The sequence below is a fragment of the Pseudidiomarina tainanensis genome, from assembly GCF_900115255.1.
GTDB lineage: Bacteria > Pseudomonadota > Gammaproteobacteria > Enterobacterales > Alteromonadaceae > Pseudidiomarina > Pseudidiomarina tainanensis.
This window is the reverse complement of the sequence record NZ_FOYU01000001.1, coordinates 579,800-596,062: the sequence shown is the minus strand read 5'-3', so window position 1 is coordinate 596,062 and position 16,263 is coordinate 579,800. Positions and strand designations below refer to the sequence as shown.

The 16,263-nt window shown below is 47.0% G+C and carries 13 protein-coding genes; 6 read left to right on the top strand and 7 right to left on the bottom strand.

What is annotated here, in order from left to right; all coding sequences use genetic code 11:
• Nucleotides 1-32: 32 nt before the first annotated feature.
• The 3 genes from htpX to BM292_RS02825 are packed head-to-tail and all read left to right on the top strand — an operon-like array spanning nt 33 to nt 3,148.
• Complete coding sequence (gene htpX, locus BM292_RS02835) at nt 33-905, top strand: protease HtpX (RefSeq protein ID WP_092855064.1); 873 nt, start codon at nt 33-35, stop codon at nt 903-905.
• Nucleotides 906-921: 16 nt separating this feature from the next.
• The gene (locus tag BM292_RS02830; protein WP_092855062.1) at nt 922-2,280 is read left to right on the top strand and encodes a class II 3-deoxy-7-phosphoheptulonate synthase; all 1,359 of its coding nucleotides are present in this window, start codon (nt 922-924) and stop codon (nt 2,278-2,280) included.
• 28 nt (nt 2,281-2,308) lie between these two features.
• Complete coding sequence (locus BM292_RS02825) at nt 2,309-3,148, top strand: DUF1338 domain-containing protein (protein WP_092855060.1); 840 nt, start codon at nt 2,309-2,311, stop codon at nt 3,146-3,148.
• Here the strand turns inward: BM292_RS02825 and ppsR are convergent.
• A complete protein-coding gene (gene ppsR / locus BM292_RS02820) occupies nt 3,145-3,972 on the bottom strand; it encodes a posphoenolpyruvate synthetase regulatory kinase/phosphorylase PpsR (protein ID WP_092855058.1) in 828 nt (275 codons plus the stop codon). The genes BM292_RS02825 and ppsR overlap by 4 nt on opposite strands.
• Nucleotides 3,973-4,103: 131 nt before the next feature.
• On the opposite strand from ppsR, the gene ppsA reads away from it, so the two are divergent.
• Both ppsA and ydiJ read left to right on the top strand, forming a co-directional pair.
• A complete protein-coding gene (gene ppsA, locus BM292_RS02815) occupies nt 4,104-6,485 on the top strand; it encodes a phosphoenolpyruvate synthase (protein WP_267899169.1) in 2,382 nt (793 codons plus the stop codon).
• A gap of 31 nt (nt 6,486-6,516) precedes the next feature.
• Complete coding sequence (gene ydiJ, locus BM292_RS02810) at nt 6,517-9,579, top strand: D-2-hydroxyglutarate dehydrogenase YdiJ (protein ID WP_092855056.1); 3,063 nt, start codon at nt 6,517-6,519, stop codon at nt 9,577-9,579.
• Here the strand turns inward: ydiJ and BM292_RS02805 are convergent.
• A complete protein-coding gene (locus BM292_RS02805) occupies nt 9,576-10,619 on the bottom strand; it encodes a Glu/Leu/Phe/Val dehydrogenase dimerization domain-containing protein (protein ID WP_092855054.1) in 1,044 nt (347 codons plus the stop codon). The genes ydiJ and BM292_RS02805 overlap by 4 nt on opposite strands.
• Nucleotides 10,620-10,840: 221 nt before the next feature.
• Here BM292_RS02805 and BM292_RS02800 point away from each other — a divergent pair, with 221 nt between their 5' ends.
• Nucleotides 10,841-11,266, top strand: coding sequence for a DUF4826 family protein (locus tag BM292_RS02800; protein ID WP_092855052.1), 426 nt, complete (start codon nt 10,841-10,843; stop codon nt 11,264-11,266).
• Here the strand turns inward: BM292_RS02800 and BM292_RS02795 are convergent.
• Genes BM292_RS02795 through BM292_RS02775 form a run of 5 tightly spaced genes read right to left on the bottom strand, consistent with a single transcriptional unit; the run spans nt 11,263 to nt 16,228 of the window.
• Nucleotides 11,263-12,411: a cupin domain-containing protein gene (locus BM292_RS02795; protein ID WP_092855050.1), complete on the bottom strand. Its 1,149-nt coding sequence runs from the start codon at nt 12,409-12,411 to the stop codon at nt 11,263-11,265. The two genes, BM292_RS02800 and BM292_RS02795, sit on opposite strands and share 4 nt — an antisense overlap.
• Nucleotides 12,408-13,781, bottom strand: coding sequence for an adenylosuccinate lyase (purB, locus tag BM292_RS02790; RefSeq protein ID WP_092856869.1), 1,374 nt, complete (start codon nt 13,779-13,781; stop codon nt 12,408-12,410). Before purB ends, BM292_RS02795 begins: the two co-directional genes overlap by 4 nt.
• On the bottom strand, nt 13,781-14,440 hold the full coding sequence (hflD, locus tag BM292_RS02785; protein WP_092855048.1) for a high frequency lysogenization protein HflD: 660 nt from the start codon (nt 14,438-14,440) through the stop codon (nt 13,781-13,783). Before hflD ends, purB begins: the two co-directional genes overlap by 1 nt.
• Complete coding sequence (mnmA, locus tag BM292_RS02780; RefSeq protein WP_092855046.1) at nt 14,440-15,570, bottom strand: tRNA 2-thiouridine(34) synthase MnmA; 1,131 nt, start codon at nt 15,568-15,570, stop codon at nt 14,440-14,442. The genes hflD and mnmA overlap by 1 nt, the downstream gene beginning before the upstream one ends.
• 40 nt (nt 15,571-15,610) lie before the next feature.
• Nucleotides 15,611-16,228: a pseudouridine synthase gene (locus tag BM292_RS02775; protein ID WP_325049920.1), complete on the bottom strand. Its 618-nt coding sequence runs from the start codon at nt 16,226-16,228 to the stop codon at nt 15,611-15,613.
• Nucleotides 16,229-16,263: the final 35 nt, after the last annotated feature.

Sequence of the window (16,263 nt, the reverse complement as noted above, 5' to 3'; positions counted from 1 at the left end):
TATCCGTTGAAGTCATTGTGAGGTTACAGAAAATGTTGCGGATCGTTTTGTTTTTAGCAACGAACTTAGCAATTTTATTGGTATTAGGCGTGGTGATGAATCTCGTGCTTCCAGCATTGGGTGTCGAACCGACGCAATACCAAGGGTTATTTATTTTCGCAGCGCTATTTGGGTTTGGTGGTGCGTTTATCTCTCTGGCTATGTCGAAATGGCTGGCGAAGCGGTCTGTTGGCGCACAGGTCATTAATCAACCGCGCAATAGCACCGAACAATGGCTAGTGAATACCATTGCTGCGCAAGCGCGAAAAGCGGGTATTCCAATGCCTGAAGTGGCGATTTATGACTCGCCGGAGCCGAATGCCTTTGCTACTGGTGCAAGTAAAAAGAGCTCGCTTGTAGCTGTGAGTACTGGTCTATTACGTTCGATGACGCAAGACGAAGTAGAGGCGGTATTGGCGCATGAGGTGAGCCATATTGCTAATGGTGATATGGTCACCTTGACTCTTATCCAGGGCGTGGTGAACACCTTTGTTATCTTTTTTGCGCGAGTGATTGCCGGAGTTATTGATAACGCGACGCGTAGCAATTCGCAAAATGGTCAAGGCCTTGGTGGTCTTGCCTATTTTGGCATCGTGATGGTGCTCGAATTGGTATTCGGTATTCTCGCAAGCATCATTGTGATGTGGTTTTCACGTCAACGAGAGTTCCGCGCTGATGCCGGTTCAGCGGGTATCGTCGGTAAGCAGAAAATGATTGCCGCATTGCGGCGTTTACAAGGTGCGCAGGAATCAACGCTTGATGGCTCCATGATGGCCTTTGGTATTCAAAGTAAACGCAGCTTTAGTGAGTTGTTTATGAGTCACCCGCCGTTAGCGAAACGGATTCGAGCGCTGGAAAATTTATAATAATTTAAGGAAAGTCATGACTAATTGGAGTGCCCGTAGCTGGCGGGATAAAGCCATTCAGCAACAACCTAACTATGCTTCAAAGCCGGCATTGCAGCAGGTTGAGCAACAATTGAAAACCTTCCCACCGTTGGTATTTGCGGAAGAAATTCGTGCGTTGCGGAGCCAATTGGGACGCGTTAGTCAAGGTCATGGCTTTTTGTTGCAAGGTGGCGATTGTGCTGAAACCTTCAGTGATTTTACCGCACCTAAAATTCGTGACACCTTTAAGGTTATTCTACAAATGGCGGTGGTGCTAACCTTTGCTGGATCTTGTCCGGTGACTAAGGTCGCTCGAATGGCTGGTCAGTACGCTAAACCACGTTCGAGCGATTTTGAAACGGTGGATGGCATCGCTCTGCCTAGTTATCGTGGTGACATTATCAATGGTGCGGATTTCACGGTTGAAGCACGTGAACCGGATCCGCAACGTATGATTAATGCCTACCATCACTCAGCTGCGACGTTGAATTTACTGCGCGCGTTCGCTCAAGGTGGTTTGGCTGACCTCCATAAAGTGCATAAGTGGAACATGAGCTTTGTTGAAGCGAATCCGCTGAAAGAGCAATACTTGCGTGTTGCGGAACAAATTCAATCGGCATTGAAGTTTATGGAAGTGCTTGGTATCAACGCGGAAAGCAATGCAACAATCCATGAAACCCAACTTTTCACCTCGCACGAGGCGCTGTTACTTCCCTACGAAGAGGCACTGACCCGCACCGATACATTAACGGGCTTACCTTACGACTGCTCGGCGCATATGGTTTGGATCGGCGAACGTACGCGTCAAATTGACCATGCACACGTGGAGTTTATGCGCGGTATTCATAACCCTCTTGGTGTGAAAATTGGGCCAACAACGCATCCTGATGATGTGATTCGGCTATTGGATGTGTTGAACCCAAGCAATGAAGCAGGGCGCATGACGTTGATTACGCGAATGGGCGCAAATACCTTGGCTGATGCGCTGCCGGCAATTGTGCGACGCGTTAAAGCTGAAGGACGTCATGTGGTTTGGTCAAGCGATCCGATGCATGGTAATACCGTAAAAGCAGAAAACGGATTGAAAACACGTAACTTTGATGCGATTCATCAAGAGTTACGCCAGTTCTTTGCCGTACACCAAGCCGAAGGCACGTACCCTGGTGGTGTTCATTTGGAAATGACCGGCGAAGATGTCACTGAATGTACCGGTGGTGCTTACCAGATCAGCGAACATGATCTAACCCAACGCTATCGTACACAATGTGATCCTCGCTTGAACGCCGATCAAGTGTTAGAATTAGCGTTTCTTGTTGCTGAGTCGTTGAAAGAAGCACGACAAGGCCGCGGTTAACTCTGACATTTTCGAGGTTTAGTGGTATATGTCACACTCTGTTGAGCAGTTTTTTGACAATTTATGGAATGATTACATCAAGTTAACGCCTTCGGCTGCAAAAGTACATCAAGTACTCGGTCAAGGTCGTTCGATCATTAACGATCACGTTGCATTTCGTACCTTCAATATAGCGCCAGTACGCTTGGAAACGCTTGCAAAGCATTTTGAAGCAATGGGCTATAAAGCGTGTGGCGATTATGCTTTTGAAGCGAAGAAGCTGGTTGCGAAGCACTTTGAGCACGCTGACCCGCAATTACCAAAAATCTTTATCTCTGAATTATTGGTTGAAGAGTTTTCGCCGGAATTACAGCGAATTGTAAAGTCATTGGTTGCACAGATTGATGCCGCAGAAGTCGCCAAACCAGAGTTTTTGTACTCAGGCGCACATTGGCAAATTAGCAGCACCGATTATGAGCAGTTACTTGAAGAAAGTGAGTATGCAGCCTGGATGGCAGCGTTTGGTTTCCGTGCCAATCACTTTACCGTCAACGTCAATGAATTGCCGGATTATGAATCGTTGGAGCAGGTGAACGAGACTTTGAAACAAGCAGGTTTTCGCTTGAACACCTCAGGTGGTGAAATCAAAGGTTCACGCGATGTTTTCTTAGAACAGTCGTCAACCATGGCTGATCACACACCAGTGCGTTTCAGTGATATGGAAAAAGTTGTTCCAAGCTGTTTCTATGAGTTTGCGAAACGTTATGAAGTTGCACCGAATCAGCTATACACTGGCTTTGTGGCGGCTTCAGCGGATAAAATTTTCGAAAGCACCAACGCACGCAGTGATGCGCGCACTGATGCTCAAGAGCAAGACGGCAACGTTTAGAAGCGGTGCCGTTCGAGATTGGTTTCAGCAAGAATTTTCGCGGCAATCTCTTCCACAGAAAATCGGGTAGAGTCGAGAAAAGGAATCGCTTCGCGGCGGTACATTTTCTCGACCTCCTGCAATTCAAAACGACACTGTTGCATAGATGCGTAGCGACTACCTTCCCGGCGCTTACTACGAATTTCATGTAAACGCTGCGGATCAAGTGTTAACCCATAGATTTTATGGCGAAACGGCTTAAGTACCTTAGGTAATTGCAAGTTTTCCATATTATCGTCTTCAGTGAGCGGGTAATTGGCCGCTTTAATACCATAATGCAGAGCCAAATAGAGGCTTGTAGGCGTTTTCCCGGTACGTGAAACACCAAGCAGAATAATATCGGCTTCGTCATAGTCTGAAATATTACTGCCGTCATCGTTGGCCAGCGTATAATTCACCGCATCAATACGAAAATCATAATTATCACGTACGTCATTATTTTCTTGAATACCGTGAGTCCGATGGGTTTTGGGCTGCGCGGCCATATTCAGTTCTTTACTCAATGGCGCGACAAAGTAATCGAGAAAGTCATAGCAACTGCCTTTTGATGAGGTAATGACGCGCTTAATATCGATGCTGACAAAGGTATGGAAGATAATCGGACGCTCTCCAGACTCTTGATATGCTTGGTTTATTTTATTAACCGCAAGTTCAGCTTTTTCAATGGTATCGATAAACGCGAGTGTTTTATGGATAACTTTTAGCGGAAACATCGACAGCATTGCTTTCCCAAATGCTTCAGCGGTAAGGGCTGTACCATCAGAAATATAAAAAATTGTGCGCATCTTGGCAGTAATCCTTGCAGATAAAAGTGGATAAGATGTTAACTTGTGACGCCCCAATGTGTAAAATACATTGCCATCCGGGCAGTCAATTAACTGACTGTGTCACGCTAAAACTCCACGAGGAACTCAACGTGCAGAATAACGTTCAAGATTATGTGCTTTGGTATGATCAATTAGGGATGAATGATGTTGGCCGTGTTGGCGGTAAGAACGCGTCACTCGGTGAAATGATAAGCCATTTGGCAGGCGTTGGTGTTGATGTGCCGAATGGGTTTGCGACCACGGCAGAAGCATTCAATGAGTTTCTCGAGCAAAGTGGCGTGAATGAACGCATTCATGAAATTCTCGATGATCTTGATACCGATGATGTTAAAGCCTTGGCAGAAGCTGGCAAAAAGATTCGTCAATGGGTTATTGAAACACCATTTCAACCAGCGTTAGACGAAGCGATTCGCGCGGCCTATGAACAGCTAAGCGGCGGTAACGACGAAGTGAGTTTCGCCGTACGTAGCTCGGCCACAGCAGAAGATATGCCTGATGCATCATTTGCGGGGCAGCAAGAAACGTTTTTGAACGTACGTGGCATTGACGCCATTATGGAAGCGATTAAGCACGTATTCGCATCATTATTTAATGACCGTGCTATCTCGTATCGTGTGCACCAAGGTTATGACCATCGCGGTGTCGCGCTTTCAGCTGGTATCCAGCGCATGGTACGTAGTGACATTGCCTCATCAGGGGTCATGTTCTCTATTGATACTGAGTCAGGCTTTGATCAAGTTGTCTTCATTACATCTTCGTACGGATTAGGCGAGATGGTGGTGCAGGGTGCCGTGAACCCTGACGAGTTCTATGTACATAAACCAACGCTGAAGGCTAAGCGCCCAGCTGTCTTGCGCCGTAATTTGGGTAGTAAAAAAATCCAAATGATTTACTCGGATGCGGTCGACCACGGCAAACAAACATCGATTGTTGATATCCCAGCAGAATTATCTGAGAAGTTTTCAATTACTGACGCTGAAGTTGAGGCGTTAGCACGCCAAGCAGTCATCATCGAGCAACATTATGGCCGTCCGATGGATATCGAATGGGCAAAAGATGGTATCGACGGCAAACTTTATATCGTGCAAGCGCGTCCAGAAACGGTGCAATCGAATAAGTCTGGTCAAGCGTTGGAACGTTACGCACTGAAAGCTAAAAGCGATGTGGTGGCAGAAGGGCGTGCAATCGGTCAGAAGATTGGCGCTGGTGTCGCTCGAGTTCTCAATGATATTTCAGAGATGGACAAAGTTCAGCCAGGCGATGTGCTCGTCACTGATATGACCGATCCTGATTGGGAACCAATCATGAAGCGCGCTTCAGCAATTGTCACTAACCGCGGTGGACGTACGTGCCATGCGGCGATTATTGCGCGTGAACTTGGGATTCCTGCAGTCGTCGGTTGTGGTGATGCAACGGACAAAATTGCAGCTGGTTCGCCTGTCACTGTTTCGTGTGCAGAGGGTGACACCGGTTATATTTATAACGGCGAGTTAGAGTTTGATGTAACGACCTCGGATGTTGGTGATATGCCAGCACTGCCGCTAAAAATTATGATGAACGTCGGTAACCCTGATCGCGCATTTGATTTTGCAAGCTTACCGCACGCTGGTGTTGGCTTGGCGCGTTTAGAATTCATTATTAACCGCATGATTGGCGTGCATCCAAAAGCTTTGTTGAACTTCGATCAACAAAGCCCTGAATTGCAACAGCAGATTCGCGGCTATATGGCTGGCTACGAGAGCCCGCGTGAATATTATGTGGGTAAATTAACCGAAGGTATCGCCACCCTTGCCGCGGCATTCTCTCCAGAGCGTGTGATTGTGCGGATGTCAGATTTTAAATCGAACGAATACGCCAACTTGGTTGGTGGGCGCCAATACGAGCCACATGAAGAAAACCCAATGCTCGGTTTCCGAGGCGCTTCACGTTATATCTCGGAAGAATTCCGTGATTGCTTTGCGATGGAATGTGATGCCATTAAGCGTGTCCGCAATGATATGGGTTTAACCAATGTTGAGGTTATGATTCCATTCGTGCGTACCCTCGAAGAAGGTCGTAAGGTGATTGAATTGCTTGCCGAGCAAGGATTAGTGCAAGGCGAGAATGGCTTACGCGTGATTATGATGTGCGAATTACCATCAAATGCGCTGTTGGCTGAGCAGTTCCTTGATATTTTTGATGGTTTCTCGATCGGTTCGAACGATTTAACTCAGTTAACCTTAGGTCTCGATCGTGATTCTGGTGTGATCGCACATTTATTTGATGAGCGTAACGAAGCGGTCAAAGCTATGTTAGCTATGGCCATTCAGGCAGCGAAGAAGAAAGGCAAATATGTGGGTATATGCGGTCAAGGTCCGTCTGACCATGCTGACTTCGCGGCTTGGTTGGTTGAACAGGGTATCGATTCAGTATCGTTGAATCCAGATACAGTTGTTGAAACTTGGCTGTATCTCGCTGAGCATCATGCGTAATTCACTGAAGTAAGATAAACGAGCGCGTTTTATGTCGAATTCGGAGCAAGTATTACCGGTATTTACAGCATTTGAACGGCGTGAAACGCGCGTCGAAACGGTATACCAAAACTATTTAATTGCATTAGAGCAGGCTGGGTTTGATGGTGACATCGATGGTTCTTATAGCGGCCGTTTAATCGCAGCTACCGATAACAGTGTCTATCAACAATTACCTCAAGCGGTACTGTACCCACGTACCACGGCAGCTGTTCAACAGGCGTTTTCTCTCGCGCAGCAAGAGGCATTTCGCTCAATTAAATTCTCACCTCGAGGCGGTGGCACCGGCACTAACGGCCAGTCACTTACCGCTGGCATTGTGGTCGACTTAAGCCGCTACTTTAATAACGTTTACGAAGTTGATGCAGAAGCGCGATCGGTTCGATGCCAAACCGGTGTCGTCAAAGATGCGCTAAATGACGCCGTGCGCTCTCATGGCTTGTTCTTTTCGCCAGATCTATCGACTAGTAATCGTGCCACAATTGGCGGCATGATTAATACCGATGCATCGGGGCAGGGTTCTTTGGTTTACGGTAAAACCAGTGACCATATTCTTGAACTCACTGCGGTGTTATTAAATGGCGAATGTATTACGACCGCGCCGAAAAGCCTTGCTGAAGCGGAGCGAATCGCTGCTGGAACGACTCTTGAAGCGGCGATTTATCGGCAAGCCATTGCTACCTGTGTGGGGCAGCGCGGGGCGATAGAGGATAAATTCCCGCCACTCAACCGCTTTTTAACGGGCTATGATTTAAAACATTGTTATAACCCTGAACGTCAAGAAATTGATATATCACGCTTACTTGCTGGTTCTGAGGGAACGTTGGCTTGTATCGTTGAGGCGAAGCTCAATCTCACGTTAATCCCGCGTCACAAAGTATTGGTGAACGTGAAATATAGTGATTTCCAAGCAGCGCTGCGCAACGCTCCGTTTTTAGTTCAAGCCCGCGCCACATCGGTTGAGACCATCGATAGTAATGTTTTAGAGTTAGCGCGTAATGATATCATTTGGCATCAGGTCGCTGAGCAGTTGCAAGATGTGCCAGAACAGCCGATGCGTGGCATTAACATGGTGGAATTCACCGCCGTTGATCAAGCCGAAATCAAAGATAAAGTTGATTGGCTTACTAAAACACTGGATAACTTAATTGCCGAACAGCCTGAGTTGGGCGTGATTGGTTATCAGGTCTGCGAAGACGCTAACAGTATTCAAACGATTTATGCGATGCGTAAAAAAGCCGTGGGGTTACTAGGGGCAACAAAAGGGCGTCGAAAGCCGGTAGCATTTGCAGAAGATACCGCTGTTCCACCTGAGAAATTGGCTGATTTTATCGCTGAATTTCGAGCGTTACTTGATTCTTATAACTTGCATTATGGCATGTTTGGCCACGTTGATGCAGGTGTGCTTCATGTGCGGCCGGCGCTCGATATGACCGTTCCTGAAGATGAACAGCTATTACGTCAAATCAGTGATCGTGTTGCGACATTAACCGCAAAATATGGCGGTCTCATGTGGGGCGAACACGGCAAAGGGTATCGCTCGGAGTATGCTCCAAGTTTCTTCGGCGACACGTTATATAAAGAAATACAAAAGATTAAGGCGGTATTTGATCCGGATAATCGCCTCAATCCAGGTAAAATCTGTACCCCGTGGGGCTCAAACGATCAACTGGTTTCAGTGGATGCCACTAAACGTGGATACTATGATCGTCAGATTCCGATAACTGTTCGTGACGACTACCAAGCCGCGATGAACTGTAACGGGAATGGGCTTTGTTTTAATTACGCCGCTGACTCCGCAATGTGTCCTTCGTTTAAAGCAACGGGCGATCGGCGTAATTCACCAAAGGGTCGAGCGACGTTGATTCGCGAATGGTTGCGATTAAATGCAGCGCAACAATTTGATCCATCTGGATTTCCACAAAAATCGCGTTTTGAAATACTCAAGCAGGTACCGAGCGCTGAAAAGTTTGATTTTAATCATGAAGTTAAAGCCGCAATGGATAGTTGCTTGGCGTGCAAGGCTTGCGCCAGTCAGTGTCCTGTCAAAGTCGACGTACCGAGCTTTCGCGCGAAGTTTTTAGCGTGGTATTACAATTTATATCGCCGCCCAAGCAAAGATTATCTGGTCAAGAATGTTGAATCGCTAGGGGCGATGATGGCCAAGTGGCCAAGGTTGAGTAATTTTCTCAGTCATAATCCGTTAAGCCGCTGGGTAACGCGTCAAGGGTTCGGTTATGTGGATGCGCCGAAGTTATCGGTGCCGTCAGCAGCGACACGTTGGCAGGCAAATAATTGGCCTCAACTGAACGAAAAGCAACTGGCTGAATTAAGCCCTGATCAGCGTCAACAGTGTGTTGTGGTGGTACAAGATCCATTTACTAGTTTTTACGATGCGGCGTTATTAGAGGCGTTTGGAAAAATCGCCTCACAAATGGGCTACACGCCTGTATTGCTTGCATTTAAAGGAAATGGCAAAGCGCAGCATGTTAAAGGCTTCTTAAAAGAGTTTAGCCAAACGGTTGAAACCGTTGTACGACAGTTGAACCAAGTGGCTGCTCTAAAAGTATCGATGGTCGGGTTAGATGCGTCTACTGTACTTTGTTTGCATGATGAATACCGCGATTATTCCAAGCAGTCATTACACTACAACGTTCAGTTGGTGCAACAGTGGCTCTTGCAAGTTTTGCCGGAACGCGCTTCGGCGCTTGCGATGAAGTCGCCAACTCGCAAGTTGCAATTGTTAAGTCATTGCACAGAACAGACGGCGATGCCCAAAGCCGCTCAAGAATGGCAACAGATCTTTAATTTCTGGCAAATTCCATTGCAGGTTGAAGCGACAGGCTGCTGTGGTATGGCTGGAACCTTTGGTCATGAATTAGAGAATCAGCAGGTTAGCCAGAAACTTTATGATATGAGTTGGCGGAGTAAAGTTGAAAAAGCCGAAGTTGTTACCTTGGCAACAGGCTTTTCTTGTCGTTCGCAAGTGAAACGAATGAGCACAAAAAAGCGGGCATTACACCCGCTTCAATGGTTAGCTCAAAACTGCGCTTAACGCGCAGCTTTCGCTTTGGCAATAACTTCACGAGCCATTTGATCCGCAATCTCACCGGTTGGGCGCTTTTCAGCAGCTGAACGGGTAAAGATTTGATCTAAGGTATCGTAAATATCGCGTACACGCTTGTCGGTTTCTTCGCGACTCATGTTGGCAGCTTCGCTACAGACATGAATGACACCACCAGCGTTGATGACGTAGTCTGGTGCATACAAAATACCCATGTCCATGACAATCTTGTCGTGAGCAGGGGTCGCCAACTGGTTGTTTGCGCTACCGGCAATAATCTTGGCTTTAATTTGCTTCAGCGTTTCATCATTGATGGTTGCACCAAGAGCACATGGTGCGTACACGTCAACGTCTAAGCCGTAAATCTCGTCTAAACCAACAACAGTTGCGTTCAGTTCTTTGGCTGCACGTTGGCAAGCTTCTTCATTAATATCCGTAACGAAAAGTTCAGCACCTTCTTTGGCACAGTACTCAGCAAAGTCATAACCTACTGCACCTAGGCCTTGTACCGCGATTTTCAAACCGTTGAGGTTATCGTTAACAAATTTGTGTTTTGCCGCGGCTTTTAAACCTAAATAAGTACCCAGCGCTGTCTGTGGTGACGGGTCACCGGCTTTTTCTGCTGTACCGGCAACGTAGCTGGTTTCTTCAGCAACGTATGCGATATCGCTGGTGCGAATGTTGACGTCTTCAGCGGTAATATAACGACCGCTCAATGAGTTAACGAAGCGACCGTAAGCGCGCATTAATTCTGGTGTTTTGATTGTTTTAGCGTCACCAATAATTACCGCTTTACCGCCACCAAGTGGCAAGCCGGCGAGGGCGCTTTTGTAGGTCATGCCGCGTGACAGACGAAGTACATCGGTCAATGCTTCTGAAGATGATGCATAGTTCCACAAGCGAGTTCCGCCCAAGGATGGACCAAGCGTGGTGTCGTGGATGGCAATGATTGCTTTCAAACCCGTTTCTTTATCATGACAAAACACGACTTGTTCGTGTTGGTCGAACTCTTTGTGTTCGAATAGAGACATTCTAGGTATTCCTCGTTCATCCCAAAAATTGCGCGAACATTATCATTTTGACGGGTATTTCGCTAGTGAATTACTGAAATAAACTGTTAACGTTTACGTCAACTGTTGCAAGCAAAGTTTACACCTCGAAAAACCGTTGCGTTTGCGCTTGAAAGCGGTAGTATTACTGGGTGTTTAGACTTTTTTAACAACGAATAATAAGTAGTAAAGCGAGAATAACTATGGCAGAACAACAACCTGAAGCAATGACCGACGAACAAGTGTCAGCTTGGGTTCGTGAGCATTTTCAAGCCGCTAACAAGTATTTAGCCGAGCAGGGAATTATTAGCGACCAAATTTTATCAAAAGATAGCCGTTATCTAGCTCCGCACGTTGCGGTGTGGAAGTTCAATACACAAGATAAGAAAACTTTGTGGGTTATCAATGGTGATGTGCCAACCGACGTGATTGGCGATAAAGCGGCAAAAGATGCCCGTGACGCCATGCGTTATTTTGCTCTACGTTGGCAAATGCAGGCTGAAGGCGTGTTACAACAGGCGCAAAACGATCCAGAAAAGCAACGTTATGCGCACTATCTTGTCAATCGTGCTGAAAATTTATATCAGCTCAGCACGAGTAACGATTTATGGCAGCAGCAAGAAGCTTAATCCGACTGCGCCACCACATCTAAAACACCCGCATTAATCAGGTCGCAACATAGTGTTGTGGCCTTTTTATTGCTCAATTGCTCAATGAATTCCGCTACCGGACGATCATCCCATAATTCGCCAAGAAGCTTAGCAAATGGCAGTAATTCGTTATCAATAGGCCAAGCATCGCCGTTACTGTAGAGCATATCGCGTTGAGGACTCAGTAATATACGTGCACCAGGCGTACGAACCAGTAACGTTTCATTATCTTGTGCCAGTGACAAAAGCTCTTCCGGGCTGATATCACCTTCAGGCTGCGGCAACGGACGTTTACTTTGTGACATGACTAGTAATAATGCATGGTCAAGGTCAAGCTGTTGCCACGACTGCACTAAAAAATTGCGCGCGTGGGCCAGCTGTTCGGCATCAACAATATAAGCTGGACCAAAATCATCGCATTCTGCATCGCGATAACGAGGTAGTTTGATATCGTTAAGCTGGCTTAACATATCTGCTGTTGCAGCGCCGAGCTCGGCAGTGTTAGGCGCACGAAAGCCGACTGAGTAATTCAAGCTAGGTTCAAGCGCAACACCGTTGTGGGGACAGCCCGCGGGAATATAGAGCATATCACCAGGCTCAAGTACCGCATCAATGATCGGTTCAAAAGCATCAGCTAATTGTTTGAGATCAGGATGTGGACAATGTTCATTAGCGTTAGTCACGCGTGCACCTACTTGCCAATGGCGACGGCCTAAGCCTTGAATAATAAATACATCATACTGATCAAGGTGCGGACCAACACCACCATTTTCGGTAGCAAAACTAATCATGACATCATCAATACGCCAATCTGGCAGAAAGCGAAACGGCGCGATAAGTTGTTGAACTTCGGGTACCCATTCGTTGACCGATTGTACCAATAACGTCCAACCATCTTCGCCAAACGCATCGTATGACTCAAAAGGTCCGTGTACGACGTTCCACTTGCCATCGTGGTTTTCAATAACGCGCGAATCGACGCCTTCTTCAAGTGCCAGACCGGCAAGAATTTCGGGTTCGATTAAATCATTAAAATTTTTGAACGCGCCACGAATAAGACGTGGCTGTTTTTGCCACGCCTCGCGTAAAAACTCATGGGAATTTAGGTTCAGGGTTAAGCTCATGCGTCCAACTCATCGACAAACGCAACCGCGCGGCCAATATAAGTTGCAGGCGTTAACTGTTTTAATTCCTCTTTGGCGGCTTTTGGCATATCGAGGTTATCAATAAATGTCGCCATAGCTGCTTGATCAACACGTTTACCGCGAGTGAGTTCTTTTAATTTTTCGTATGGCTTTTCGATACCATAGCGGCGCATGACCGTTTGTACCGGCTCCGCCAGCAATTCCCAGTTAGAATCTAGCTCACGTAATAAGTTTTCAGAATTCACTTCAAGTTTGCTAATACCTTTTAATGTCGCTTGATAAGCGATTAACGCGTAGGCAAACCCGACCCCTAAATTACGTAGAACCGTTGAGTCGGTCAGGTCACGTTGCCAACGACTAACCGGTAGTTTCTGGGCTAAGTGCGCCATAATTGCATTAGCTAGACCTAAATTGCCCTCTGAATTCTCAAAGTCAATTGGGTTCACTTTATGCGGCATAGTTGATGAACCGACTTCACCAGCGATGGTGCGCTGTTTGAAGTGATTCAGTGCAATGTAGCCCCATACGTCACGGTTGAAATCGATCACGATCGTATTAAAACGTGCGACTGCATCAAATAGCTCCGCGATGTAATCATGTGGCTCTATCTGGGTGGTGTACGCGTTCCACGTTATTCCGAGAGAGGTTACGAATTGCTCAGAAACGTGGTGCCAGTCGACGTTTGGATAGGCGGCCAAGTGCGCGTTGTAGTTACCAACTGCGCCGTTGATTTTGCCTAACAATGGTACCGCACTAAGTTGCTCTAATTGGCGTTGCAAGCGAACAAATACGTTCGCCATTTCTTTACCCATGGTTGTCGGTGTTGCCGGTTGGCCATGTGTGCGGGCCATCATCGGTACCGTTTTATGCTCAACCGCTAGAGCTTTGATGGCGGCTGTGAGTTCTTGCATGCTTGGAAGCATCACGTCATTTAGTGCTTCGCGTAACATCAATGCATGAGAAAGGTTGTTGATATCTTCTGAAGTACAAGCAAAGTGGATAAACTCACTCACTGCATTGAGCTCGGCATTCTCAGCCACTTTTTCTTTCAAGAAATACTCAACAGCTTTTACATCATGATTCGTGGTGCGCTCAATATCTTTGACGCGCTGTGCATCTTGCTCTGAAAAATTATCAATAATGTCCTGCAAAAACTTCGTTGCAGATGACGAAAGTGCCGGAACTTCGCTGATTTCTGCAACGCTAGCGAGTTGCTCTAGCCAACGAATTTCTACAATAACGCGGTTTCGAATAAGTCCGTATTCGCTGAAGATAGGGCGTAAAGCAGCCGCTTTGCTACCGTAGCGACCGTCGACAGGCGAGAGGGCAGTTAATGCAGAAAGGTTCATCATGATAAAGGCTCCGAGTGCTCACGTAATTCGCGTAAAAGTTGCTGGGCAATGCGTACCATACGCTGCCGATTGAAAATGAAATGGCGACGTTTGCCGCCCAATTGCCGCCATAACACGGCATTTCGCACCCCAGCTAGGAGTAGAGCACGAATTAAATGCTGGTTACTAGGTTGCTGTAAAAACTCTTGTTTGCCATTAATTTTTAATGGCTGTCCCAAAGGCGATATTAAGTCACTGTAGGCGCTACCCATACTGGCGATAACAGTATCGTCACTGAATTGAAAGTCGTTTTTTTGTCGCTGCATTTGGGTGATGCGCTGGCTTAATTGCTGCAGTGCTTTGGCTGAGCGAGTTAGACGTCGCTCTAATGCCAGCATGCCAACCACGTAACGTGTGACTTCAACATCCTTATCACGGGTTGCGCCAATTTGTTGCAGCAAGCTTTCTAGGCCTAGCCTTAATTCACTTAGGTTAGGATACAACGTTTGTAGGCTTTCAGGGTTCTGGTTCAACACGCTGTCGATGATCACGCGTCCGGCGTTTACTTCGCGGATACTGCCAAACCGAGCTACCTGTTTTACTGCTGCGGCAGCTTGTGCCAACGCGGCTAGGGCGACAACTCGTTCAAACCATTGATCGCGTGGTAACGCTGACATCAGAGTAATACCTCGTGATCAGCTAAGCGTTGTTCAATAATGCCACCACCAAGACATACTTCGTCTTGATAAAACACCGCTGATTGCCCTGGGGTGACCGCCGCAACCGGTGTATCAAATTCAACTTGTACTGAACCATTTGGCATCGGGCTTACCCGACAAGGAATGTCAGCCTGGCGATAGCGTGTTTTCACCACACAATTGAATGCTTGTTGTGGTTGCTCGCGGTCGACCCAATGTAACTGGCCGGCAATCAATCCAGTTGAATAAAGACGCGGATGATTTTTGCCTTGAGCAACAATCAACACGTTGCGGGCGACGTCTTTATCGACGACGTACCAAGGTTCATCGCTGGCCTCAGCAAGACCGCCGATATGCAAACCTTTGCGCTGTCCAAGGGTGTGGTACATCAACCCTTCGTGCTGACCTAACTCAACACCATCAACTGATTCGATGGGACCCGGCTGCGCCGGCAGATACTGCTGTAAGAAGTCTTTGAACTTGCGCTCACCAATAAAGCAGATACCTGTAGAATCCTTTTTATCAGCGGTCACCAACCCTTGTTCTTCTGCAATACGGCGTACTTCTGGTTTCTCCAGCTCGCCAACCGGGAACAAGGTTTGGACAACATGTGAATGCGCCAGCGTATATAAGAAGTAGCTTTGGTCTTTGTTACTATCTAGACCCCGCAACAATTGGAATTTACCATTGTGTTCGCGGCGTCGCACATAATGCCCAGTGGCAATGTAATCAGCGCCGAGAGCGACTGCAGCAAATTCAAGAAATGCTTTAAATTTAATTTCTTTGTTGCACATAATATCAGGGTTTGGTGTACGACCAGCACGATACTCCTCGAGGAAGTACTCAAACACGTTATCCCAATACTCGGCAGCAAAGTTTACTGTGTGAAGCAGAATTCCTAGTTTTTCGCAAACCGCCTCTGCGTCAGCCAGATCACTAGCCGCAGCGCAGTATTCATCGGTGTCGTCTTCTTCCCAGTTTTTCATGAACAGGCCTTCAACTTGATAACCTTGTTGCATAAGTAGGTAGGCAGACACTGATGAATCAACTCCACCAGACATTCCGACGATCACTTTTTTATTGGCGTTTTCGCTTGGCATTTCAGACATCGACTTCAAATACACTCACAGTTAATAAAGGCGCAGGATTTTACCACACAGGAGGCTCTTCGCGCCACTCACCTGGCTGTAAACCGCGCAATAACCACTTACCAATTCCTGCTCGGATAAGCCGCAGGGTTGGATGACCTATCGCCGCTGTCATGCGCCGAACTTGACGATTCCGACCTTCACTTATCTTAATGCAGAGCCAGCAGTCTGGTACGCTTTTACGTTCGCGTACTGGTGGGTTGCGTGGCCACAGGTTCATTGGCTCGTCCATTATGAAAGCTTCAGCAGGTAACGTCATACCGTCATTAAGTTCAATCCCTTGACGTAATTGTTGTAAGGCTGTTTCAGTTGGTATGCCCTCAACTTGAACCCAATAGGTTTTGGTCATTTTATGTTTGGGATGACTGATCTTGTGCTGAAGCTCGCCGTCATTCGTCAGTAACAACAAACCTTCACTATCTTTATCAAGGCGTCCGGCAGGGTATACGTCATTAAAGGGTACGAGACCCTTGAGAGTTTGTTCGTCGTTACTACCGGAAAATTGGCTCAATACACCATAGGGCTTGTTCAAGAGTACGAGCTTTGGGTTAGCGGGCCGCGGGCGACTTGGTGTTGTTTTGCGGCGTGAAAATCGACGTTGCGGTTTGCCCGTGCTCACAAGAACTCCTTGAATTAACTCAAACATATGGCGCC

What these genes read in the sequence shown, in the direction of transcription:
- htpX (WP_092855064.1), top strand. Translation starts at nt 33, where the DNA reads ATGTTGCGGATCGTTTTGTTTTTAGCAACGAACTTAGCAATTTTATTG.
- BM292_RS02830 (WP_092855062.1), top strand. Translation starts at nt 922, where the DNA reads ATGACTAATTGGAGTGCCCGTAGCTGGCGGGATAAAGCCATTCAGCAA.
- BM292_RS02825 (WP_092855060.1), top strand. Translation starts at nt 2,309, where the DNA reads ATGTCACACTCTGTTGAGCAGTTTTTTGACAATTTATGGAATGATTAC.
- ppsR (WP_092855058.1), bottom strand. Translation starts at nt 3,972, where the DNA reads ATGCGCACAATTTTTTATATTTCTGATGGTACAGCCCTTACCGCTGAA.
- ydiJ (WP_092855056.1), top strand. Translation starts at nt 6,517, where the DNA reads ATGTCGAATTCGGAGCAAGTATTACCGGTATTTACAGCATTTGAACGG.
- BM292_RS02805 (WP_092855054.1), bottom strand. Translation starts at nt 10,619, where the DNA reads ATGTCTCTATTCGAACACAAAGAGTTCGACCAACACGAACAAGTCGTG.
- BM292_RS02800 (WP_092855052.1), top strand. Translation starts at nt 10,841, where the DNA reads ATGGCAGAACAACAACCTGAAGCAATGACCGACGAACAAGTGTCAGCT.
- BM292_RS02795 (WP_092855050.1), bottom strand. Translation starts at nt 12,411, where the DNA reads ATGAGCTTAACCCTGAACCTAAATTCCCATGAGTTTTTACGCGAGGCG.
- purB (WP_092856869.1), bottom strand. Translation starts at nt 13,781, where the DNA reads ATGAACCTTTCTGCATTAACTGCCCTCTCGCCTGTCGACGGTCGCTAC.
- hflD (WP_092855048.1), bottom strand. Translation starts at nt 14,440, where the DNA reads ATGTCAGCGTTACCACGCGATCAATGGTTTGAACGAGTTGTCGCCCTA.
- mnmA (WP_092855046.1), bottom strand. Translation starts at nt 15,570, where the DNA reads ATGTCTGAAATGCCAAGCGAAAACGCCAATAAAAAAGTGATCGTCGGA.